Source organism: Acaryochloris marina S15 (assembly GCF_018336915.1).
GTDB lineage: Bacteria > Cyanobacteriota > Cyanobacteriia > Thermosynechococcales > Thermosynechococcaceae > Acaryochloris > Acaryochloris marina_A.
In genome coordinates this window covers 2,024,175-2,047,347 of sequence record NZ_CP064923.1, presented here as the reverse complement: position 1 = coordinate 2,047,347, position 23,173 = coordinate 2,024,175, and the positions used below count along the sequence as shown (strand labels likewise).

General features: G+C 44.7%; 19 protein-coding genes and 1 riboswitch. Of the genes, 8 read left to right on the top strand and 11 right to left on the bottom strand.

Annotation, left to right across the window (positions count from 1 at the left end; all coding sequences use genetic code 11):
- Positions 1-93 precede the first annotated feature (93 nt).
- Positions 94-291: a hypothetical protein gene (locus tag I1H34_RS10020; protein WP_212665489.1), complete on the bottom strand. Its 198-nt coding sequence runs from the start codon at positions 289-291 to the stop codon at positions 94-96.
- 1,081 nt (positions 292-1,372) lie between these two features.
- Positions 1,373-1,515, top strand: a riboswitch (cobalamin riboswitch).
- A 573-nt stretch (positions 1,516-2,088) separates the two neighbouring features.
- Between I1H34_RS10020 and I1H34_RS10015 the strand changes: the two genes are divergently transcribed.
- A complete protein-coding gene (locus tag I1H34_RS10015) occupies positions 2,089-3,474 on the top strand; it encodes a hypothetical protein (protein WP_212665488.1) in 1,386 nt (461 codons plus the stop codon).
- Positions 3,475-3,539: 65 nt separating this feature from the next.
- Here the strand turns inward: I1H34_RS10015 and I1H34_RS10010 are convergent, their stop codons facing one another.
- Positions 3,540-3,680, bottom strand: coding sequence for a hypothetical protein (locus I1H34_RS10010; protein WP_212665487.1), 141 nt, complete (start codon positions 3,678-3,680; stop codon positions 3,540-3,542).
- 35 nt (positions 3,681-3,715) lie between these two features.
- Here I1H34_RS10010 and I1H34_RS10005 point away from each other — a divergent pair, with 35 nt between their 5' ends.
- A complete protein-coding gene (locus I1H34_RS10005) occupies positions 3,716-4,180 on the top strand; it encodes a hypothetical protein (protein WP_212665486.1) in 465 nt (154 codons plus the stop codon).
- A 248-nt stretch (positions 4,181-4,428) separates the two neighbouring features.
- Complete coding sequence (locus I1H34_RS10000; protein WP_212665485.1) at positions 4,429-4,821, top strand: DUF1636 domain-containing protein; 393 nt, start codon at positions 4,429-4,431, stop codon at positions 4,819-4,821.
- A 208-nt stretch (positions 4,822-5,029) separates the two neighbouring features.
- Here the strand turns inward: I1H34_RS10000 and I1H34_RS09995 are convergent, their stop codons facing one another.
- The 7 genes from I1H34_RS09995 to I1H34_RS09965 form a co-directional block, all read right to left on the bottom strand.
- Positions 5,030-5,566: a hypothetical protein gene (locus I1H34_RS09995; protein WP_212665484.1), complete on the bottom strand. Its 537-nt coding sequence runs from the start codon at positions 5,564-5,566 to the stop codon at positions 5,030-5,032.
- Between the two features lie 261 nt (positions 5,567-5,827).
- Positions 5,828-6,745 (bottom strand): histone deacetylase family protein, encoded by a 918-nt coding sequence (locus I1H34_RS09990; RefSeq protein ID WP_212665483.1) that lies wholly within the window; start codon positions 6,743-6,745, stop codon positions 5,828-5,830.
- A gap of 130 nt (positions 6,746-6,875) precedes the next feature.
- Positions 6,876-8,162, bottom strand: a complete 1,287-nt coding sequence (locus I1H34_RS09985) for an ABC transporter substrate-binding protein (RefSeq protein WP_212665482.1) — start codon at positions 8,160-8,162, stop codon at positions 6,876-6,878.
- Positions 8,163-8,277: 115 nt separating this feature from the next.
- Positions 8,278-9,042, bottom strand: a complete 765-nt coding sequence (locus I1H34_RS09980) for a PspA/IM30 family protein (protein ID WP_212665481.1) — start codon at positions 9,040-9,042, stop codon at positions 8,278-8,280.
- Positions 9,043-9,328: 286 nt separating this feature from the next.
- Positions 9,329-10,660: a TRAP transporter large permease gene (locus I1H34_RS09975; RefSeq protein WP_249369967.1), complete on the bottom strand. Its 1,332-nt coding sequence runs from the start codon at positions 10,658-10,660 to the stop codon at positions 9,329-9,331.
- Complete coding sequence (locus I1H34_RS09970) at positions 10,653-11,204, bottom strand: TRAP transporter small permease subunit (RefSeq protein WP_212665480.1); 552 nt, start codon at positions 11,202-11,204, stop codon at positions 10,653-10,655. Before I1H34_RS09970 ends, I1H34_RS09975 begins: the two co-directional genes overlap by 8 nt.
- 95 nt (positions 11,205-11,299) lie before the next feature.
- Positions 11,300-12,427 carry a TRAP transporter substrate-binding protein gene (locus tag I1H34_RS09965; RefSeq protein WP_212665479.1) on the bottom strand — a complete coding sequence of 376 codons (1,128 nt, stop codon included), beginning with the start codon at positions 12,425-12,427 and terminating at the stop codon, positions 11,300-11,302.
- A 352-nt stretch (positions 12,428-12,779) separates the two neighbouring features.
- Here I1H34_RS09965 and I1H34_RS09960 point away from each other — a divergent pair, with 352 nt between their 5' ends.
- The 5 genes from I1H34_RS09960 to I1H34_RS09940 all read left to right on the top strand — a co-directional run bounded on the left by I1H34_RS09960 (position 12,780) and on the right by I1H34_RS09940 (position 19,931).
- A complete protein-coding gene (locus I1H34_RS09960) occupies positions 12,780-13,604 on the top strand; it encodes a sigma-70 family RNA polymerase sigma factor (protein WP_212665478.1) in 825 nt (274 codons plus the stop codon).
- Between the two features lie 45 nt (positions 13,605-13,649).
- Positions 13,650-14,615, top strand: coding sequence for a DUF1822 family protein (locus I1H34_RS09955; protein WP_212665477.1), 966 nt, complete (start codon positions 13,650-13,652; stop codon positions 14,613-14,615).
- A 37-nt stretch (positions 14,616-14,652) separates the two neighbouring features.
- Positions 14,653-17,250: an ABC transporter substrate-binding protein gene (locus tag I1H34_RS09950; protein WP_212665476.1), complete on the top strand. Its 2,598-nt coding sequence runs from the start codon at positions 14,653-14,655 to the stop codon at positions 17,248-17,250.
- 311 nt (positions 17,251-17,561) lie between these two features.
- Positions 17,562-18,983, top strand: coding sequence for a sodium/glutamate symporter (locus I1H34_RS09945; protein WP_212665475.1), 1,422 nt, complete (start codon positions 17,562-17,564; stop codon positions 18,981-18,983).
- A gap of 73 nt (positions 18,984-19,056) precedes the next feature.
- Positions 19,057-19,931 (top strand): IS630 family transposase gene (locus I1H34_RS09940; RefSeq protein ID WP_212665474.1). Its coding sequence is split into 2 segments (ribosomal slippage): positions 19,057-19,386 and positions 19,389-19,931, totalling 873 coding nucleotides; the frame shifts between segments, so codons are not numbered across the junction.
- 173 nt (positions 19,932-20,104) lie between these two features.
- Here I1H34_RS09940 and I1H34_RS09935 read toward each other — a convergent pair.
- A complete protein-coding gene (locus tag I1H34_RS09935) occupies positions 20,105-20,542 on the bottom strand; it encodes a peroxiredoxin (RefSeq protein WP_212665473.1) in 438 nt (145 codons plus the stop codon).
- Between the two features lie 96 nt (positions 20,543-20,638).
- The gene (locus I1H34_RS09930) at positions 20,639-22,981 is read right to left on the bottom strand and encodes an HD family phosphohydrolase (RefSeq protein WP_249369965.1); all 2,343 of its coding nucleotides are present in this window, start codon (positions 22,979-22,981) and stop codon (positions 20,639-20,641) included.
- Between the last annotated feature and the right edge of the window lie 192 nt (positions 22,982-23,173).

The following is a 23,173-nucleotide window of genomic DNA, read 5'->3' as shown; positions in this document are numbered from 1 at the left end:
TGAGCAGGGAGTATCTTAATAGTAATTTTTCTAATTTATATAACCCTAGTAAATAGGGAATTTAAGAGTTAAACTCACCTATAAACCAGCATCTTAGTTTCTTTTTTTAACAGGTAATGATGCCAACCATAGGGTTGCAGAAATAGCACAAAACATCATCATTAGATCAATGGTTTTACACATTTCTGGAGGCCAAAACCCTTTTATCATTGCTACTAATAAAGCAAACTTAAAAGCAACATACTCTAAAACTACAATAGCAAATCCAACAACGGGAAGATGGGCTTTCATGTAAGTAATTCCAATAAAGATTCTGAATACGGTCATCCTGAATTACATATAGTCGCGAACCATAAAGGCCGACCAATTTGTACAAGAATGGCACCAGAACTAATAAGCTGATGTATCAATTGTTGCAATTCAGATACTATGAATAGTCTGACCTATTCTCTGAATAAAAACTAATTGAAAGTCAATAATGCTGGCTCAAAGAGATATAACAGAATTATTGTGCCATTTGATACTAAAAATAGCAGTAGAGAAAAATCTACAACCATTCATCTGCTCTTGAAATTCAGTTACCAGTATTGTGCCCTTAGTTTTTGGAATTATTACCTTTATAAGTTAACTTTTAAAAATAGTAATAGTATCTAAATAATTAATAGTTTTCGGCTCTCCCACAACCCAAGCGAGAAAAGAGATTCAAATAGATTGAATTTTTCTTATAACAGGCAAGATTAATTTATTTAAGTCTTACTAGAGAAGAATTTATTATCAAATACATTCTCAAATACTTACCAAATATAAGATTGAGAGATTATTAGTCTTGATCAAAAAAATATCAGCAGCAGCACCCATGCATCGGCCAAAAAACCTGAGAGTCATATAGAGATATGGCAACGATCCGAATAAAAACAGGTCATAGAGCTGAAATTCATGCCTGATATGGTCTTTCAGCGACAACTTAATTTCATTAAACGGGATGGAAGTCTATTTGGATATCTTTGCCAGTCTTTAAACTCAGTGTTTGATTGGAGCACAATCCTTATACTCTGTGGATGGAAAGCATGGGAACAGAACATAAATAGAGAGCCTAAAACTATCATCTAGATTCTCGACTTCACACTAAACAAGACCGATCTTGTACCGGAACTATTTTCTAGATTGGCCTTCAGTCTTGTGGATTAATTCCGCTAGAGTCGGGATCATCGGCCATCACCTCATGGTAAGTTGTGGCACTCAATAGCCATTGGCAGCAGCTCAAATAAACATTGGGTAAAATGACCCAGAATACTTGAAAGGTGAAGCAGGCTAAAAGAACTCATCCCAGGCTAAAACATTTTCTAATCTTAATTCTTGTGGTAGTATTCAGAAACAATTTTATAGATTCGGTTCTAACGGGGTTCAGCCGTTAGAAGAAAAGGGGAAAGTTCGGTGTAAGTCCGGCGCTGTCCCGCAACTGTGATGAGGTGTTAGCCTCAAAGTCAGAATGCCCGCCGAGTTATTACTCACTTACAACATCTGCGAGGTATAGATGATGAATGTTTTAGTTTTGAATAGGTCAGGGTTTTATTGTCATTGGGGCATCACTCCAAAGCTTTGATGATGAAAAGGACCAGGGAATTGAACCAAAGTGTCATCCCTAAGTATCCAAGACCGTTATTCTCAATATTTAACGATTGAAAAGAGTTTTCCTGATATTTCAACCAGAGATCAGAATATTTAAGAACTAAATTTTTCTAAAATATTCAATTGGAATCTTGGACACTCAAGGCTGACACTTTCTCCTATATAGCCAAAAAAACGGGAGCTACGGTTTAGGGTAATTTCGTAATTCATTACGACAAAAAGCAATGCATTTCAGATGTATTAGCGAGTTTTTTGAATAGTTATTCTCAAAAAAACTTAGTTACTGAGAATAACTAAAAATTAGTCCTGCAAATATTTTGAGCTGTTAATCGTTCCATATCCATTTATAGATACAACCCTAAAAACTATTTTTGATGACCTTAAGAATTCAAAAATAGTTTTTAGGGTCATCAAACCATTGCATTGAAGTAAACATCAATTCTAATAAATATTTTTGCCATGACACAAACTCAACATCCACTCTCAGATAATCAAGTTATAGAACAGCATACAGATTCTGAAAGTAAACGAGCAAGCTCTATTTCTCAAAGATGCTTTCGGACTATAGAAACCACATATAGTAACAACATTGACTCGGATTACACCGAAAAGATTGCTGCACTTAGCCGTAACTTTCGCTATGCAGATAATCAAGAGCATTTTTGGACACTGCCTGCTCAATCATTGCTTTATGGCACGCCGCTATATGCAGAGGCATCTAGGACTCAAAAATTAGTGCTCAATCATTTAGGCTGGGCGGCTTCTTATATCAAAACAGCAAATACAGAATGCACTGCACTGGACTATAACCCAGTGACAGCTGATGTATTAGAACTGATGGGTGGCTATGACACGCTGGCAAAAGAAATTCAGATGGAAACTGAACAGGAAGTCGTCCACATCCGTGCTTTCCGTAAAATTGGCCTGACAACGATGGTGTCCTTGATTGATCGTTCTAGCCTGGATGAACTAGCCAAGTGGCGACCTCAAAGAACGCTGGCAACGACTTTTCAACTTAATATGGCTAAAAAACTAGCTATAAAACTTACGGATAGAAATCAGGCAAGCCATTACGCTGAAAAAATCAAGAAAAAGCAGAGAAATTCACGTGTTTTCAAATCTCCAATGGGAGGACTACTGGAAAATGCCATGGGGTCATTTACCCCCCTACACAGCCTGTATGGATTTGGGTGTGGGTCAGGTTCTCTCTTTATGGCTTGTCAATTTTACACATTACGGATGATGGCGAATTTGAAGTTGAAGGATATCGAACATCCCATTGCCAAATATGCTAAGCAGTTAGAAAATAATCATAAATTTGTGCCAGCTCCTACGGCTATCTCTCGGTACCATTTCTTAGATGAAGCTTTCCATACAACGATTTCTAAGCTATTGGGCAAAGACTTATATCAAGAATTTGAAGGTCCTAATCTTTACGAGAATTTGATTGCAAATTTTGTTATCTATATGATGCAAAGAAGCAGCTTTGGAAGCGTCTCTGCAGTCATTCCTGACAGCTCCTCTAGGGATGGATTAGATAATTTTGCACTTGTCTATTATTTACTCAGATCTCCTATCTTCGAATTTAGTCATCTGAACGCTAAACAGTGGATGAGACGTTGCTTCTGCGAGGAGCATGATGGATTTCACCAGAGCGTTAAAAACCGAACTCGATTGCTTAAAAGCTTGAAAATATTTTCTTCTGAGGTCAGCTATTTATGGCCTATTAACCGTGATATGACGGTTATGGGTAAACTTGGTTCGATTAACACTGCTCTCAAGCAAAATATCCGAACATTTGACCGCTTCTTTAAAGAATTAGAACAATTTAAGCAATCCCAATAAACTAGGCCAAAACGGCGATGGCTCACCCCCAACCCCAGATTCACACGTATCTGAACTAATACAAGTTAGGCGACATCATTCAGTTGGACGCAGATGTGATCGTCATCAAAAACAGCCATTTCAACAACCGCACTCCGCAAGTGGTGACTGACTACGGTTTGAAAATACACCACGAGGAAGACGTGGCCACCTTTACTCAAAAACATAGTGGCTGTGGTCCAACAGTGACAGGAGGAAATTCATGTATCTACCAGTTGATGTTTGGCAGGGCTATACAGGCTACTGGCAGTCAGCATTTATTCGAGAAAATTTTCTATCTATAGGTCATGCTGCCTGGCAAGGATACCTGACTCAGTGGCGAGGACTAGTGGCCTGTGATGTAGAGGTTGTTGATGTCTCTACTCTAGACTGGCGTAGCGATCATGTGCGCTACAGCATTCAGTACATTCCAGTGCCTGAGGTACAACCCTACCTGAAAATCCATAACCTGGATACAGATTTCGTGCGTCACTTGATGGAAGTGGTTAGGACCTACCCACCGGGTCAAGATATGCTCGTCGCCGTTTTTGGCAATGGGCAAGTAGATATCAATTGGTTGCAGAATTTAGCGATCTCCCCGCCCAATTGCTATCACGAGGTATGTAACCGCAGGTCAGAATTTACTCTGGAACCAAGCTCTGACAGGAGGTGTAAAGATGGTTACTGACTAAATCATCATATCAATGGCCATATTCTCCAAGCAGTCGATCACGATGATCCTGCAACGGATACCATTTTTCTGCTGAAATCGGGTGATCGCGCTTCGTTGATATTTTTGCGACATTTACCCACTGCTCCCCCATGCAGCTATGAAAGTATTTGCAAAGGTTGAGAAGAATATCACCTGCCAGCAGCGGACTTATGTGAAACCAGGCTACTTCCGTTTGATTTGCCCTATCCTTCAAGGAGTGAAACATGACCCAAGCCACATTATTTATCTGTGCACTATGTCGCTTTTCTGCCACCGAGAAAAGTCGTGATGGAGTCTCAGGAGGACAGTACCTGATTAACCAGATGCAAGCTGCAATCTCTCACGATAATCTACAAGATGCCATTGATTTGCAGCCAGTGCGATGTATGGCCCAGTGCAGCCAACCTTGCAATGTGACTCTGGCTGCTCCTAGCAAGTTGACTTTTATCCTCAGTGGGATGTCACCGATTGAGTCAGTAACCGCACTATTAGAGTTTTGCCAGCAATATACCGCCTGCCCTGATGGCAAAGTACCTTACCGAGAGCGATCATCAACCATTCATCAGGCGACAGCATTCATCTTGCCATCGCTACCTGGTGAATCAGATCAGGTTTAACGATGATGTTGAGGCTCAATTTCAAGTTGTTCACTGTATTCAAGAGGATATTAGAATATTCCAATGATCTGTTTTCACAAGGTCCTCGTGAGTTGGCGAAGGTATTAACAAATCAATAGTTCATAGCAAACCCAATATAGAAGCAAGTTTCGGCATAGACTTTTTATTTGTTCACTACTAGACCAAAACAATCAAGATTGTATGCTCATTATCTTAAATCCTTGGAAATAACGATGGTCTTGATGCGATCGCTATCTCGTACTGGATCTTGATACTTCTTATCAATTTCAAAAGAAATACCTTTTTTAGGATAAGACCACTGCCACGTATTAGTCGGTGAGCGCTTGGGGTTGCCGTAAACTTCTTTGATTTGTTTGCGTGTATCCCCTAACCCGATCCCTTGCTCTGTCTTACCTTTATAAGGGCAATTATCTTTGATGCAATTTACACGTATCTCTTTTAACGGCAAAGCTCCTTCTCGTTGTAATTGATTGCCCCGTTGTTCAAACAAAAATTGAAATCCTTGGGATTTATAGTTAATGGTGATGAGTTCCAAGGGGCTAGATGTACATACTCCGTTATCACATTTTGATTCAGTAAACCCACGCACTTTCCGTTTATAGTTCCGTCCTAGCTGGGCAGTGATTTCTCTCAGGGTAGTAGAGCGCAGGTTAATATCGCCAAAGCCAACTCCAGGCTTTAGGGTTGCATTGAGATACTTATTTTGAGCTTGAATTTGGGTCATTTCTTTGCACGAACTGATTAGAGGGATGCTGAGCAACGTGACAACGCAGAGTAAAGCTTTAGAATATTGCATCACTAATATGGCTGTAGAGGCAGCTTAATTCTTTGGGATTAGGATACCCATGTTTTTACTTGGATAAAGAATGACAAGTAGATCAAGCATTTTAGATAAGAAGCTCTGCTACTGCAAGTCACAGCAGGATCAGATTCAATTTAGAAAAATCTACCCTATTTCCGTTCATTAAAAACAATGGCCGCCCAGTCATTTCAAACAGATTTCAATAGTGGAAAACACAGACTGAGCTAAAGCAGGTAAGTCATATCCGCCCTCTAAACCAAATAGTATCTTGGAGGTCAGTTGTAGGCAGTACTGAGTAAAAACACCATAATCTTGGGGCGCTAAATTAACTCCCGCTAATGGATCGGCGGCGTTGGCATCGTAACCAGCGCTGACCAACAGTAGATCTGGCTTAAAAACCTCAAAAAAAGGCATAATTTTGTTTCTAAATTGTGGCTCATAGTCCGCTAGGGTGCTGCCTGCCTGCATCGGTAAATTCAAGATATTGCCATGTAAACCGGTTTCACCCGCAGTCCCTGTACCGGGATAGCAAGGGGATTGATGAAGGGAGCAGTAGGCAATTTGGGGATGAGACTCAACAATCGCCTGAGTGCCATTCCCGTGGTGAACATCCCAATCAAGAATGGCGACTCGTTCTATTCCGGGTTGAGTGAGGGCGTAGTGGGCTGCGATCGCAGCATTCGAAAACAGGCAAAAACCCATGCCCGTCTCTTGTACAGCATGGTGTCCTGGGGGTCTTGCCAACACAAAGGCGGGGAATTGGTGGGCTAGCACCTGATCCACTCCATCTAACCAAGCATTCACTGCCAGCAAAGCCACTTCATAACTTTGAGGAGACACCACTGTGTCGGGATCGAGATAACTGCCCCCCGCTTCAGCCAAGGATTGAACTTGCTGGATATAGTCGGTGGTATGAATACGGTTGATCCAATTTAAGGGATCTCGTTGAGTTACAGGAGTTGGCGGTAGCCACTGTAATTGATCAGCCCAGGGTGCATGCTCTAGTGCTGTTTTGATCGCCGTTAAGCGTTCTGGTTTTTCTGGATGATAGGGACCCGTCAAATGCTCAAGAAAGCGATCTGAATAGACAATGGGTAGCATGCAGCTCATCCTTGATAAAAAAAGGGGACCGAGTTGGGTAGTTAGGAAATAGGTATGAAGTCAACAATCCATCCTAATGTACCTATCTCTCGACTCATCTCTCAGAAAAATGACAGTCTATGAATCTGAGTTATTTCGAACTGATCAGGCGAAAGTGATATCCCTTGGCTGCGGGGCGAATTTGAACTAAGACACTGTTCCCGATCCGATCACCGGAGGGCAAGAATCGGACGTCTTCTGCAGATCCACTCATCTTGAAGTTGGCTGACCGCAATCGTTGCTGAAATTGCGGTCGACGGGTGGAATGCTGCCCCACTTTTAGAATGGCACTGAGGGCATCCATGGAGGCAAAGGTTCGCCAGGTGGGAACAACCTCAAACTGAGCTTTGACCTCCTTGGCAAAGGCTTGAGCAGTTGGCATCTCAGCATGATAGGGAACAGGAATAACAACGCCATTCAAATCTCCCTGACCAATTTCCAAAATCTTTCGGGTTTGTAGACTGGGGCTACCCATTAACACCATTCGCCATTTGTTCTCACGGGATAGATCTATCAAGCGATCCAATCGATCGATATGAGGGGTGAGGAGAACGGCATCTGCACCATCACTAATCAGCTTTGCGACCATATCCTTAGCATCAAAGGCAGGAGATGAAAAATCACAGTCTGTGGGAATATGTGTTCCCCCTTGCTCCAGTAGAGCAGCAATAAACTCATCCTTAAAAGAAAGGTTGTCGGCGGCATCCGAGTCATAACAAACTGCTACCTTTTTTCGCCGAACTTGGTGGACTGAATAGTGGGCAAGGGTATCGGTGAGATGCCGAATCTTGGGAGTGGTTCGAAAAATATATTCTCCAAGCCCCGACAGCTGGTTGGCAAAACTAGTAGGCGTAATCATCACCACTCCAGCCGCATTGAAAATAGGACCTGCATGCAACGCAGCATTCGAGGCATTCGGACCAATCACGGCTTTGATGCTGGCATCTTTAACAATCTGCTGGGCAATGGTTTTTGCTAACTCTGGATCATTCTCATCGTTAAATATTTCGATGACCACCTTATTAGGGCCACGGTTATAGTCTTGTTGGGCCATAGCTAGCCCCCGTAGCATCTCTAGGGCAACTTCTCGGTTGCTCCCCAGGGGAACCATGGCAGCTACATGCAGCGGTTTTTGGTTTATCCACCGAGCATTTTCACCATAGATGAGGGGAATGGGATCAGAGGGAGAAGCCTTGCTGGCAAAAGTGAAATAAGTTGAAGCAGCATTATAGTTTCCGTCCGCAAACGCTTGAATACCTTGGCGTTCTGCTTCACTGGCATTGGCTTGACTAAAGCTGATTTGTCCCAGACTACGACGGTTCGCTAGACTATCCGGCTGCCGATCAAGCCAGTTGGGAGCATTAAGAGAAAATCCCATAACTCCCCCTATGCCTAGTAAATAGAGGATAGGGGGGATTTTAGGGAGGGCAGCTTTAAATTGCATCATATTCACCTACAAGTAGTTTCATTATTTTTTTCTGCGATGGGTGGCGTTATCCTGGTTCTGGCTCAGATTTTGCGGGACGGGTTTGCCGAATATCTGGGACTGCTTTTAAATGCGCCTCTTTTTGTCGACGCAGTTTTTGCAGCCGCTGCTCAATGGCATCAGCTTGGCTGAGCTGGTTTAGTTGTTGTTCAAATTGCTCGTGGGGATTTCGCGATAGTTCGAACTGGCTATTAATCTGGAGATGACGATTTTTGATGGCTTGCTCAGAATCATCAAACTGAGATCGAGCAGTGTCTAGGCCAAATTCACTCGTTAGGGTCATGACCTGGTTCAACGCTTCATTCATTTCTGAAATAGCTTTGAGATTTCCCATCTCCAATTTGCAAGCCTCTAGCTTTTCTCGCTCTGCTTGCAGTTTTTGTTGGGATTCCCGCTTCATATTCTGGGCTTGTTCAACTCGCTCTTGGAGTTGCGGCAGGAGTTGCTCTAAGGAGATCACTCTTGCGATCGCAATTCTAGTTGCCTCATCATTGCCCTGATCCATAGCCAAACCGGCTTGTTCTTCAGCATGGCTAAGTTCCTTTTTCTTGACTTCGTATCGCCCCTGAGCCTGCTGGTAAACAGCCATCACTCTAGAGACTGATTCAGTTAATTTTTGGACAGAACCCTGCATTTGAGCCAGGGATTCTTTTGCTGCTTCTAGGGTCACTTCCCCTCCAGACTCCAGGGGCTTTCCCCACAACCAATTCCACCAAGCTACAATCGTTCGCCCAGCAGTATCACCTAAAAACCAATAGAGGAAGTGCTTCATTATTTGTCTCCATATTTTTGATATTGGTAAGTTCCACTGCATTGAGCAGGCGGCTAGCTTATTGATCTATATGGAAAAGATCTCCAGTTTCTGCAAATTTCTAAAATCAATAACTCAGGGCTTAAATCGATTTCAAATCTGGAGTTATTCTCATTAAATCTAGCTATCAAAAGAGTGACTAAGCACACAATTGAGCATCTACCTCAAGCAATTAAGACAAAGCACTAAACCAACTTCAAACTACATCAAGAATGAGATCTATTGACTCGTTATAGTTCAAGCAAATTCAACTTAGAGTTGAAGGCAAAAAAGTGACTGTACTTGGAAAGATAATGATTAGAGCCAGGATGATTAGCTGCACACAGATAAACGGGATGGCCCCCCGATAGATATCTTGAGTGGTCACTTCTGGTGGCGCAACCCCTCTTAAGAAAAACAGCGCAAACCCAAAAGGTGGGGTCAAGAATGAGGTCTGCAAATTAGCTCCAATGACGACACCATACCAAACCAAATCTAGCCCTAACGACTCAGCAACTGGAGCAAAAATGGGCATCAATATAAAGGCAATTTCAAAGAAATCAATAAAGAATCCCAGCAAAAAGATAACCAGCATATTGACCAGTAGAAACCCGATTTTTCCACCCGGCAAATTGACCAATAGATCAAACAATAAGCGATCGCCCTGTAAACCTCGAAACACGAGTGAAAAGGCAGTGGAGCCAATCAAAATAAAGATCACCATGCAAGTAAATCGCAGGGTGGATTGACAGACTTCTTGCAGAGCAGGCCCATTCAATTGGCCATAAGCTTGGGCGAGAACCATGGTGCCGATACATCCCACAGCCCCTGCCTCAGTGGGGGTCGCAATCCCAAAAAAGATGCTGCCAAGGACCAATATGATCAAGAAAAGAGGGGGCAATACGGCTCTCAACACTTGTTGTCTAAGCCAGATACGATTCACTTTTGATGCTTCAGGAGGAAGCGCTGGAGCCATTTCTGGTTTTAAGTGAACCATGAGAAGCACATGGCCGACAAAAGCACCCACCATCATGAGACCGGGAATGACAGACCCCATAAATAGGTCTCCAACGGATATTCCTAGTTGATCGCCCAGAACAATCAGTACCAAACTGGGGGGAATGATTTGCCCCAAGGTTCCAGAGGCGACAATCACGCCCGCCGCTAATTCTTTGCTATAGCCATGCTCCAGCATGATCGGCATCGAAATAAGGCCCATCATCACCACAGTGGCAGCAACAACCCCTGTTGATGCTGCCAGCAATGCGCCAACCAAAATAATAGCTATGGCTAACCCACCTCGGACACGTCCTAAGAGTAGTCCAATGGTTTCCAGTAGGCGCTTAGCAATCCCCGTTTTATCCAACATCGCTCCTAGAAAAATAAAATAGGGAATGGCCAGGAGCGTGTAGTTTTCCATAATGCCGTAAATGCGATAGGGCAAGGCTGTCAAAAAGATGGGATCGAACACCCCAAACCCCACCCCAATAAAACCAAAGCCAATGGCAACCCCTCCCAAAGAGAAGGCAACGGGGTACCCCAAAGACAGAAGTGCCAAAGCCCCTGCAAACATCAGTAATCCAAATCCGCCTTCAGCCATGATGCTTGTCCTCGCTTGTAGGCAATCCAGCTCTGAATATTTCCCAGCTTTTAATCGCTTCCGAACATCCCTGGGCCAATAAGAGCAAGAAGCCAAGGATCATCAGCGCTTTCGGGGGACACAGGGGCAACCCACCGGGGTTGGGCGAAACTTCCCAAATAGCACAGGCATTCCAGACGGAGCGCCAAGAGACATAGATAAGGGTGATGCTAAAGGGCACTAGAAATACCAGCGTGCCCAAGAGATTGGCAAGACCTTTTTGTCTCGGGTTTAAGTCCTTATAAAACACATCCACCCGGACATGCTCGTTCTGCTTTAAGGTACAGGCAGCCCCTAGAAATACGACCGCTGCAAATAGCTGCCACTGTAGCTCCAGAAGTGTATTCGACGATAAATTAGTGCCAATAATACGGCCCACATATCGACCCACTACATTCCAGGCTCCAATCAAAATCATGCATAAGACGAACCAGGAACTAAGCGAGCCAATACGGGTGCTTATTCCGTCAATTTTAAGTGACCAATATTTGAGTAATTTAAACACAGGGGTATCCTTCTCAAGTCCATGCCTTGAGTGTTCGATGGGTTGATTAAGCAATTAGCTGCGGTAAGACCCTTAGCTTCTAAGTCCCAATGTGGCTAGGGGCTAGCGACAAACTGGCTAAATTTCAATTCGTTGAGTTGATGCCATTGTGTGGCGCGATCGCAAAACCGTTTCCAAGGTTCATAAATTTTTCTAAATGTCTGATCCCGTTCTGCTTTTTCCTGGTACAGCTCAAATGTCTCTCTGCGAGCCGCCTGCAAAATATCATTGCCATAGGTCAAGACTTGAGTGCCGTCCTTTTGCAACTGGGAAACAGCTTTTTGGTTGAGAACCGTATATTGAGACAACATGCTGAGATTAGCTTCGTAGGCGGCTGTCTTAAAAATTTGCTGGTAGTCTGGAGGCAGTTTGTCCCAGGCTGAGCGATTGACCAGAGCATCAAGAGTCGCACCAGGTTCCCACCACCCAGGTGAATAGTAATATTTAGCAGCCTTGTTTAATCCCAACTTGGTATCGTCATACGGGCCAATCCAATCTGCCGCATCAATTGCCCCCTGCTGCAGAGCTAAGAAAATCTCGCTACCTGGAATCACTTGGACATTAACGCCAAGACGACTCATAATTTCCCCACCTAAACCAGGAATACGCATTTTCAATCCTTGGAGATCAGCAGTCGAGTTAATCTTGCGTTTGAACCAGCCCCCCATCTGCCCTCCCGTATTGCCCGCTGGAAAGTTAATCAGATTGAAGTCTGCATAAAGAGCCTGAATGGCCTCCAATCCTCCATGGTGATAGAGCCAAGCATTCTGCTGCTGAGCAGTCAGGCCAAAAGGCATCGTGGTGCCAAAGGCCAAAGCGAGTTGTTTTCCCAAATAGTAATAGGAAGCCGTATGGCCACATTCAACTGAGCCATCACTGACCGCATCCATCACCTTAAGAGCCGGGACCACTTCATCCGCCGCAAATAGATCGATCGTAAATCGACCATCGGTCATCTTGCTGATCTGCTGGGTAAAGGTCTGCAAGGTTCCAAAAATAACATCCAATGACTGGGGCCAACTGGTGATCATCCGCCATGTAATGCTCGGATTGGGAATCACCTTTGGAGAAGAAGCTGGTTTTCCACAGGCCGTTACTAAGGTCAACGATGCCGCACCAGCCAGAAGATGCCGCCGGTTTAGATTTTGGTTTCGAATACATGAAGTCCACTTTTTATTGAACATGATGCTTACAGTATCAATCGAGTTGAAAAGAATTTTCACTTCTGCATATAGATATGGAATATGAGATATTTTTCTGCAAATTCTTTTCTTTGGACTCCTCGATATGAACTCAGAACATAAGCCATATTTCCAGGAGACTTAGAAACAGCTTTAAGTACAAAGTGCATTTCTTAAAACAGCACAGGTACGGTATGTTCATAATTTCTGATGCATGAATTTAATTTTTTCTGCTCTACACAATTAATGAACTTTTGTAAAAAATGCAGAAGTTCTAGTTTATGAGAGCTAATAACTTACAGCGATGGCTGACATAGGCCTCTAATACATATTCTTAATTGCAGGACGCGACCCTATGCACACGAAATCTAGCCCCCAACCATTGCCCAGATTTCGTGTGCAAGAAGCCTCCCATCAAAGTCTGAATATCTCTATCCCAATGGATCAACAATTATTAGCATTACTTTTGCAAGCTCGCAGCCATTTACCGGGATCGATCCCCCAACAGCAAGCATTAGCCCAACTCGCGCAGTTAACGGGGCGAACTCATGAGGATTCACTGGAGCGGCAGTTACTAGAACTAATATTGGAGGCTCGTAGCCATCCATCAGAATCGGTCAGCAGACAGCAAAGGCTGACAAGACTTATTATCATCATTGAGCAGTCAGGGCGACTCACTCGCTTAAGGAAGTATGCTCACAGCTATCCAACCTCCATGTTTACAGACCTCTACAACGAAGCTAAGCAGAAAGCATGGATGTATATCTGTAATAACCCTGAACTCTATCGACCCGAGAAACCTATATTGGCTTGGGTAAATAGCAATTTTAAATATAAATTTTTGGATGTTCTCAATGAACAAAAATTTCGACGCACCTGTTTCTATGACCCCTTCGTGCTAGAAAAATTAGACTCTAAAGTTGACATTGAAGATTTTGAAACAACGGATTATTACAATCTCAGGTTGTTTCTAGAGACCGATCCAGAGCAAAAACTTGCTGCCTACTGGGTGAGAAATCATCCTGATATCACATTCCAATTCCTAGCTATTTCTCGCCATATCCAAGGAGAAACCTGGACAGATTTATCGGCTCAAACGGAAATCTCATTTAGAACCTTATCCAGTTTTTTTCAACGAACCTTAAGAAAATTATTGCCTTATTTCAAACGATATCTTTAGAGCGACTTATCCTGCTCAAATTGTAATTTACTGTCTCGGCATCCTATGACCTCTGCAATTCCCTCCTTTGGCTTTCCAGTACCCTTGACATCTAAAGTCTGGGCAAAAGCACAAAGCCATATCCATCCAAAATTTGATGCGGATCACAATCAGCAAGAATTTCGGAAAAGATTGGCGCTCTACGCGGTCGATTTTTACCTGCGATGCATGGCTTTTAAAATTAAGCCTGAGGCAAGTGATAGTAATGACTCCATTCTCTCCCAATTCCTAGAGAGTGCAGATCTAATGGTTCAGGGCTATGGCAAGTTGGAATGCTGCCCAGTACTGGCTGGGGACACTAGCGTTCAAGTACCGATTGATGCTCAAGATGACCGCCTAGCCTATGTCGTTGTTCGACTTGAAGAGCACTATCAGCAAGCTCAAATTTTAGGCTTTAACTCTCAACCTGTCTCCTCCGATGGAGAAATTGATCTCCACCAAATTCAGCCCATTGACGAATTACCCCAATTCCTATTTGACTGCAAAACGACTGTTCTCCAAACAATATGGAGTTGGGCTCAGGAGCAAAGACAACAGCTTGCTGCACTGTCAGAACCGCTTAGAAATACTTGTTCAGATTGGCAGTTATCTCAGAATTTGAATTTAGCCTATATGCGTTTTGAAAGTGATGATGTGCCAGAACCTCTTAAGAGTCATAGTGAAGCCCCTGTATTCGTCTCCAAAATCGTGCAAGTACAAGACCTTGATTTAGAACTGGTGATGTATCTGGCCCCCAAACAAGAAGGCAAATTCCAAATCGAAATCATGGTTGAACCTGTAGTTGAGCAAGAATTACCAGATACACTTCAGTTAGCAGTTATTGATGAAGATGGACAAACCTTCCAACAGCTTTCCCTCTCCAGCCACGAAGGTGATCTAGTGACTCGTCCCTTTCTTGCTGCCCCTTGCGAACATTTTTCAGTAGACCTCATCTATGGCAGCGCAAAGCATACCGAGAATTTTGTGATCTGAATAAGGGGACTGATGTCATTACGAAAGTGTAGGTGAAATGATGCGGGTTGTGATATTGAGACTCCAAGGTCAGTTATCTCAGGGAATACAAGCCACCCTTGAATGGAGACAGGAGAATAGCCTCCACATTGAAGGCACTTTGCAAGGAACACTCCCCCCTAAAACAGATCTAGCAGCCCTCTATACAGACTGGCAAAAACACTATTTAGATTTGGGCTCAGCAACACGATTGGAGTTTGTGGCGGAGTCAGACCAGCACCTGTCTCAATTGCGAAACGCTAAAAAACAGTGCGTTCAGACTGCCCAGCAGCTTGAAGAACTCATGAATCAATGGTTAAACCATGATTCAGCCGACTTTCAGCGAATCACCCGTCAACTCGCTGAACTTTATGGCTCATCGAAAGACTTACGCCTGCTGATTCGCACCGATGATACTGAACTACAACGTTTACCTTGGCAGCTCTGGGACCATGTGCAGCGCAATCCTCAAATTCCAATTTCGTTAGGCCCTCTAGAATATCGGCAGGCCCAGCTCAAGGCTCTGGAAATCCCTGTTCGAGTATTAGCGATTCTTGGAAGTGATCACAATATTGACCTTGATCATGAGCAAGATATTCTTATGGGCATCCCTGATATTGACCTAACATTCCTCAAACAGCCAAGTCGAGATCAGGTCGCTAGGGCATTGAAGGATGAGAAAGGTTGGGACCTTCTATTTTTTGCTGGACATAGTCGTACAGAAGATCACCAGGGCGTGATTTCAATCAATGAAACCGATAGCTTAACGCTGAAGGACCTCCATCATCACCTCAGCATCGCAGCCCATCGAGGATTGCAAGTGTGTATCCTCAACTCTTGTGATGGCTTAGGACTAGCCCACCATCTTTCGGGTCTCAGCATTCCCTATATTGTTTATATGCGAGAGCCTGTACCCGATCAAGTCGCTCACAAGTTTCTAGCCTCCTTCGTTCAGTATTTTTCCCAAGGCAATTCAGTGCACAATGCGGTGCTCTCCGCACGCCACGATCTAGAGTCAATTCAAGACCAGTTTCCCTACGCGACTTGGCTGCCCATCATTTTTCAACAACCTGGGGTGGAAACCCTCACTTGGCCGACGCCATCTCTTCCTAACAAACAAAGATTTTCGTTTCTAGGTTTCCGATTGAAATATTGGATTCTCTTAGCGTTAAGTCTTAGTGCCATGGTGGTCAGTATCTGGGCAACCAATGTCTGGACAGATACATCCCCACAACTCGGTGACTTTACGAGTATGGGTGAGGAGGTTTTAGGTCTTCGTCCGGGTCACAAGAGAAATGCTGCTGATGCCATAGCCCAAAAAAACTATCCGCAAGGTATCCAGAATCTGCTGGAGTCCTGGCAAGATGATGGCAATGATCCTGAAACGCTCATTTATCTCAATAACGCCATTCTCGATAACATGAACGCTGAATACCGCACTATTGCGATAAGTGTTCCGTTCTTGCATGATGCCAACATCCAAAAACTGACTAGCCATAAATTGGCCTATCGTCTGCTTAGGGGAGTCGCTCAAGCCCAGACAGAAGCGAACTTGAATATTTCAGATCTATCCACTCAGTTGGATATTCCGTTTCTCACCCCCAATCCTATTGGCAACAAGATCGGCCTGAAGGTTGTGATTGCAGATGACTTCAATAAGATTAAAAATGCTAAAGACCGAGCAATAAAGTTATCAAAAACTTCAGAAGTTTTAGGAGTTGTGGGTCACTATGCCAGTGACATGTCTAAACCTACCCTTGATATCTATAAACAACATCAATTACCCATCATTTCACCGGGTTCAACAGCCAAGGAGCTGGCAATCAAGGGGGATGGTTATTTTTTTCGAACTGTTCCTACCACCTCCGTGGAAGCAAGATCCGTAGCCAATTATCTTCTCAAGGTGATCAACAAACGCACCGTGAAGGTTTTTTATAATCCTGAAAGTCCTTTTACTCATTCATTCTGGGATGATTTCAAGGAGATCTATGAACAGGCAGGGGGGAAAGTGATTAGTCCTGTTGTACAAAATGATCCACTCTCAGATTTAGCCTCTTCCGAATTTGACCCAGTTGGAGCCATTGCTGCTCTAAAGCAGTATGGAGATCCAAATGACATCCCGCTACTGATCGTCCCAGATGGTGAGGTATCTTTAGCTCAAGACAATGCATTCAAACTGATTGAAGAAAATTCAGGTCAACATCCTATTGTTGGTTCATGGGGATTAGACAATCCAAAGACGCTATCTGTTCTCCCCCAGTCGCTGCCACAATCCTTAGCTGTCTCTGTCCCTTGGCACCACGACGCAAGTCCAAACCCAGACTTTTCGAACCATGCAGACAGCCTATGGGGTCAGCAAGTCCAAGCCCAAACGGCATTGGCCTATGATGCGACTCGGGTCTTAATTCAAGCATTACGTTCACAAAAAGCGCCTAGCCGTCAAGGCACCCAATCGACGCTAGCAGCCCCAAACTTTAAAACCTGGGGAGCAACAGGCAATATTGAATTCGAGCCGAATGGTAATCGTAAGAATCCTCCTCAAGTCTTAATTCAACCCATGCAGTGCAACTCCAACAGTCTCGAGATAGAGTTTGTGCCCATCGACCAACCATGTTGAACCTTAAAGTCAAAACAAACCGATGGAAAAGTATCAAGCAATCTCGAAGTAATCTTGATGTTCTTTCCCGATAGAGAGAGGCCAATTTAGGAAACGATTGACGTTACGAGACTCGTACTTCGTCATAGAAGATATGCAAGATTCTATAAAGGTGGAAATCTTTTAGTCTCAAATAATTTGCTTATCGCGATGCTAATGGGACCTCTGAAGCACAGCACCAGTTATAGCTGCCCCAAACAATAAGTTCTAAAAAATAGACTGCCACTTCTTAAAACTTCTGAGCACCCAACTCATTCGCTAGTAGAGACGCCATGTTTAGTCTAAAAGACGTATTTTTTGCATTCGTGATTTTATCATTGCTATTACTAGCAGGTCGATACCTTAAACAGAAGATTCGTTGGCTCCAGCAACTGCACCTACCGGAATCGATTGTGGCTGGATTCTTAGGGTTGCTATTAGGCCCGCAAATATTAGGTGCACTAGTTCAGATGATTCTGGGAAAAGGCGCTTTCTTTGCGGATGGAATTTTCTCAGAACCGATCCGTGCCGTTTGGTCCCAGTCTCCTGGCCTATTCATTAATATCGTGTTTGCTGCCCTCTTTTTGGGAGAACAGATACCTAGCCTCAAGGAAATTTGGCGCAAAGCTGCCCCGCAAGTTGTTTTTGGTCAGAGTCTCGCTTGGGGACAATACGTTGTCGGGCTTCTAGTCACACTATTGGTACTTAAGCCCGTATTTGGTGCCCATCCTATCTCTGGAGCATTGATCGAGATTGGTTTTGAAGGGGGACATGGCACTGCTGGTGGAATGGCTAAAACTCTAGGGACACTAGGATTTCAGGACGGAGGTGACTTGGCCTTGGGGTTAGCGACCGTAGGAATTGTTTCGGGCATTATTTCGGGAACTGCTTTAGCGGGTTGGGGACGTCGGCAAGAGCATATTCAATCTGTCACTAGGCGAGTTGGGGATGTTGAGGATATTCCAGAACTATCTGCCACAGAAACACCTGAAATCAGAAAGCGTCGAGCCAAACTGATGCAAGGATTATTGATTGATCCGCTTTCGATCAACTTTGGCATTGTGGGCATAGCCATTGTCTTCGGCTGGCTAATTCTGAATGGATTGACATGGCTAGAAGCTGCAACTTGGGGCCGATCCGGTGTTGAAGTCATGATCTATGTCCCCTTGTTTCCCATGGCTTTAATTGGGGGGATTTTAGTTCAGATGATTTTGAACCGATTAAACTTGAGTCCACTGATTATTAAGCCTTTAATGAAGAGTATTGCGGGCTTGGCTTTAGACGTTGTGGTCGCCACTGCTTTAGTCTCTATCTCATTGCAGGTTCTTGGCAGTAATTTAGGGGTTTTTGTGATTCTCAGCCTAGTCGGTATTACTTGGAATATCGTCTTTTTCCTTTACTACGCCCCTAAGATTTTTCCTGATCATTGGTTTGAACGAGGTATTGGAGATTTGGGTCAATCGATGGGCGTTACCGCAACGGGGATTCTGTTACTGCGCATGGTGGATCGTGACAATCGCTCTGGTGCCTTTGAAGGGTTTGCCTACAAACAATTATTTTTTGAACCTATTGTCGGAGGGGGACTCTTTACGGCTGCGGCTCCTGCTCTGATTGCTCGTTTTGGCCTGGTGGCAATCCTATTATTAACTACAGGACTACTCTTATTTTGGCTAGGGACTGGCTATATTTTGATCAAGCGTCGTCAATTGGAGTGATTCCTGGAACTATAGCAAGCGCCATTTTATTCAGGACATAATAAACTAGAGATACTGTTATATCTTTCAATGGATGCCCCTGATCTACAGCTACGATTTACGTTGCAAAGTGATCGATGCTATTGAACTTGATGGCATGCCTCCCTCAGAAGCGAGTGACACCTTTCATATCAGTCGTAACACCATTAATCTATGGCAACGTCTCAAAGCAGAAACAGGTGATCTTCATCCCATCCCTAGACAACACCTTGGCCATAGCCACAAAATCACAGACTGGGACAAGTTTCGAGCTTTTGCTCAAGAACATCGCTATAAAACCCAAGCTCAGATGGCCGAGTTGTGGGAGGGGCAAATCAGTGAGCGTACTATTTCAAGAGCGCTGAAGAATATTGGATTTACTCGAAAAAAAAGACCTATGGCTACCGCCAACGCGATGAGCACAAACGGGCTGAGTTCGTCCAAAAGTTAACAACAGTAGACCCAGACGATATCGTCTATGCTGACGAGTCAGGGATGGACAATCGAGATGAGTATGACTATGGCTATGGTCCCAAAGGTGAGCGGGTCTATGCTTTAAAGTCTGGTAGCAGAAGTGGACGAGTCAATATGATTGCAGCTTTGAGAGGAAAGCAGCTCATGGCCCCGTTCACGATTGAAGGGGCTTGCAATCGCACCGTATTTGAAATTTGGCTTGAGACTTGTTTGATACCGATGCTCAAACCGGGGCAGAAGTTAGTCATTGATAATGCCACCTTCCATAAGGGAGGGCGAATTGAGCAACTGGTAGAAGCCGCAGGATGTGAAGTGTGGTACTTGCCACCCTATTCTCCTGATTTGAATAAGATTGAACGGTCGTGGGCTTGGATTAAAAGTCGAATTAGACACCAATTAGAGCACTTCGGTTCACTTAGAGAAGCAATGGAACATGTGTTGTACCTAGCGTCCTAATTAGAGTGGCGACTGCTATAAGTCCCTATAGGTACTCATTAGAACTTAATTTACCAAATTAGGATATTTAAGCGAGATACAAGAAAAACGCCAAGAGCAAAGATGCTGTTTTGGCGTTTTTCTTGATCACTGATAGTCTTTGCTACCGCAATATCATGACCTTAAGCCAGACCTTAGAGACCTAAGTCAGCCAAAATATCGGTGGCATGAGTGTCTGTCTTAACGGAGTTATAAACTTTGTCAATTTGGCCTTGACCATTAATCACATAAGTCACCCGCTGGGCGTACCCACCGCCATCAACGTCGTAGGCTTGCATCAGGCTATTGTCAACGTCAGCTAATAGAGGAAAAGGCAGATTGAACTTACTGGTAAAGTCTTGGTGAGAACTTTCATCGTCACCACTTACACCGAAGACCACAATATCTTTGCCTTGGTAAGCACTGTAATTATCGCGAAAGCTACAGGCTTCTTTGGTGCAGCCCGGTGTATCATCTTTGGGATAGAAATACAGGACCACAGTCTTCCCGGCATAATCGGCAAGGGAAACCGTGTTGCCATTGGTGTCTTTAGTCGTAAACGCAGGAGCGGCAATGCCAGCGGTTAAAGCCATAGGGTTTCCTCACAAAAAACAGGATAAATATTTGGATGGTTCATTTATCCCTGGTTAAAAACCAGAGATACCCAAAGTAGTGTTACATATTTTTTCTTACTTGGGGGGGATGGTTGCCGTGGGGTAGGGAATGCGTTTGTGATGAAACTGCATCCATACTTCCACAAACACCTCTGCTAATACATTTAACTCGTCACGGGTCAGCTGAGAATCCACTAACTGATTATCCTGCCAGCGCCCTTTGAAGATCTTGTTAATGGTTTTTAAGGCTAAGTCGGGAGTGGCATCTTTGAGGGATCGCAACGCCGCTTCACAAGAATCCGCCAACATCACAATCCCCGTCTCTCGGGATTGGGGCACTGGGCCAGGATAGCGAAAGTCAGACTCTTGAACCGCATCAAGGTCAGGATTAGCAGCTGCCTGCTGTTGGGCTTGATGGTGGAAAAACGCAATCACCATTGTGCCCTGATGCTCGGGGATAAACGCTTGCACGGCTGCGGGCAAACGACATTTACGGGCCATTACCAACCCTTCAGAGACATGTTTCTTGATAATCTCAGCACTCTGCCAAGGATCATTAAGCAGATCGTGCTTATTGGTGGTGTCACGCTGGTTCTCAATAAAAAATTGCGGGTCATGCATTTTGCCAATGTCATGGTAGAGGGTTCCCGTTCTCACCAGTTCGACATTACAGCCTAAAGCGCTGGCCCCTGCTTCAGCTAAAGTGGCCACAAACATGGTGTGTTGGAAGGTTCCAGGAGCCTCCTTCGACAGACGCTTGAGCAAAGGTCGATTGGGATTAGCCAATTCTGCCAACCGAATGGGCGTCACTAGGTCAAACACGTGCTCGATATAGGGACTGATACCCAAGGCGACAATAGTCCACCCTAATCCCACTAAGCCCTGAATCAGAGACAAACCCAAAATGCTATAGACTGGAGCCCCAGCTAGAGTCATCAGGATAAATAAGGCCACCCCTTGAGTAATGGCGACAATCACCCCCAACAGGGCAATCTCTTCCCGAGAACGCCGTTGACGAGCAACTAAACTGGCCACCAAACTGCCAGCAGCAATGGCCCCCAATTCGATAAAGCCACTATTGAGCCCTAAGGGAATCAGACCCGTGAGAATAACGACTACCGTTGCCCCTAAAACAGGCCCATAGAAACTGCCTACTAGCAGACCGACCGCAGGCAAACTGGTATATCGCAGAGCCGTCGTCCAAATCAGTAGGGATGCACTGGCCGACAGCATTAACACCAACAGATAGTCTCGTCGGTCAAATGCAAGACGACAGCGTCGTTGCACGACTAAAAACACTGCAATCCCCCCACTGACTGCTGCCATCGTCCCAAACAAGCCCAGTAAGTTGATGCCCCGTCGACTCAAGCCAAAATGTTCCAGTAAGGCAAAGTCAGCTTGGGAAATTCGCTCACCCGAGTTAACAATGACCTCATCTCTATTGATGGGAATCAGAATTGGGGGAATCTGCTCAGCAATAATTTCCCGCTGACGCAAGGTGCCGGTGGGGTCAATACTGAGGTTGGGCTTGAGAACAATCGGCAATAATTTAATGCCCAGGGCTTGGACTTTGGCAGGATAGTCCTGGAGCTGGACCTTGATGGCACTCCGCATTACTGTCCCTGGCAATCCTGGCGGAATCCCTTGGGTAAGAATGCGTTTTAACGCAGTCCGCAGCCTTCTCTGAGCCATAGCCCACTCAGGTTCAGTAAATTCTAAGAGGGTCCGACTGGAGAATCCCTGTAAGCGAGGAGGAACAGCACCTAAAGCAGCCTGATAATCTTGCTGGGCTTGGGTGATGCTACGCATCAGGGCAGACCACTTCACCCCATCTTTTTCTTTGGCTCTATAGGTTCGCAGCGCTCTAATTGCAGCTTGTGCATTCTTGGTCTTCAGCCAGGCCGTAGAAGTGGGAGTGGTCGCATTGACCCGCTTTAGCAGCGTCTGAAAGTCCCCAGTATTCTGTTGTCGCAGAAAATGTTGAACGGCAGGGGACAACGTCTGAATCGCTGTATAGGGAAATTCTCCCGCTGACCCTCGAAATTTTTGCACATCTGCCAAATAAGAATCCAAATCCGCTTGAATAGCAGCGGTTTGAGATGGGTTCACCATATACACGCTCACCGCATTCCGAAAGGCGGCTTCACGGGCTGCAGACGTCGCAATGGGATCGGGGGCTTGAGCAGACTCTGGGGCCTTAATCGTTTCCGGGGCAACGGTACCAATCATCAATTGCGGCTCGTTGTAGAACCGATGGCCGATCACGCTCGTTAAAGCGGCCACAGACACTACAAACAACAAGGGCGATTGCTGCTTGAGAGAACGACGAGCAGAACGGTTCGAAGGAATACGTGACGCGGCAGAGGAAGATAGCCAGCGGCTCAGACGCACCTGCTGAGAACGGAATAATTTCTTCATTGGATGGTTAGGCAACTAAGGCATACAGTCCATTCAATTGCGAAATATCCTGAAGTCAGAAGTCAGTAGTGCTCGCATAACGGTGTCCTTGATTTGTCCACAACTGTTGTTCAAGTCCTTCAATTATAGTCAAATCACTCTTTAATACTACGGTCGGCGGTTTTTGTGCCCCTAGACTGGAGCTTTGGTCAG

Coding starts and splice junctions, on each gene's coding strand:
- I1H34_RS10020 (WP_212665489.1), bottom strand. CDS start 291: ATGAAAGCCCATCTTCCCGTTGTTGGATTTGCTATTGTAGTTTTAGAG.
- I1H34_RS10015 (WP_212665488.1), top strand. CDS start 2,089: ATGACACAAACTCAACATCCACTCTCAGATAATCAAGTTATAGAACAG.
- I1H34_RS10010 (WP_212665487.1), bottom strand. CDS start 3,680: ATGTTTTTGAGTAAAGGTGGCCACGTCTTCCTCGTGGTGTATTTTCAA.
- I1H34_RS10005 (WP_212665486.1), top strand. CDS start 3,716: ATGTATCTACCAGTTGATGTTTGGCAGGGCTATACAGGCTACTGGCAG.
- I1H34_RS10000 (WP_212665485.1), top strand. CDS start 4,429: ATGACCCAAGCCACATTATTTATCTGTGCACTATGTCGCTTTTCTGCC.
- I1H34_RS09995 (WP_212665484.1), bottom strand. CDS start 5,566: ATGACCCAAATTCAAGCTCAAAATAAGTATCTCAATGCAACCCTAAAG.
- I1H34_RS09990 (WP_212665483.1), bottom strand. CDS start 6,745: ATGCTACCCATTGTCTATTCAGATCGCTTTCTTGAGCATTTGACGGGT.
- I1H34_RS09985 (WP_212665482.1), bottom strand. CDS start 8,162: ATGGGATTTTCTCTTAATGCTCCCAACTGGCTTGATCGGCAGCCGGAT.
- I1H34_RS09980 (WP_212665481.1), bottom strand. CDS start 9,042: ATGAAGCACTTCCTCTATTGGTTTTTAGGTGATACTGCTGGGCGAACG.
- I1H34_RS09975 (WP_249369967.1), bottom strand. CDS start 10,660: ATGGCTGAAGGCGGATTTGGATTACTGATGTTTGCAGGGGCTTTGGCA.
- I1H34_RS09965 (WP_212665479.1), bottom strand. CDS start 12,427: ATGTTCAATAAAAAGTGGACTTCATGTATTCGAAACCAAAATCTAAAC.
- I1H34_RS09960 (WP_212665478.1), top strand. CDS start 12,780: ATGCACACGAAATCTAGCCCCCAACCATTGCCCAGATTTCGTGTGCAA.
- I1H34_RS09955 (WP_212665477.1), top strand. CDS start 13,650: ATGACCTCTGCAATTCCCTCCTTTGGCTTTCCAGTACCCTTGACATCT.
- I1H34_RS09950 (WP_212665476.1), top strand. CDS start 14,653: ATGATGCGGGTTGTGATATTGAGACTCCAAGGTCAGTTATCTCAGGGA.
- I1H34_RS09945 (WP_212665475.1), top strand. CDS start 17,562: ATGTTTAGTCTAAAAGACGTATTTTTTGCATTCGTGATTTTATCATTG.
- I1H34_RS09935 (WP_212665473.1), bottom strand. CDS start 20,542: ATGGCTTTAACCGCTGGCATTGCCGCTCCTGCGTTTACGACTAAAGAC.
- I1H34_RS09930 (WP_249369965.1), bottom strand. CDS start 22,981: ATGAAGAAATTATTCCGTTCTCAGCAGGTGCGTCTGAGCCGCTGGCTA.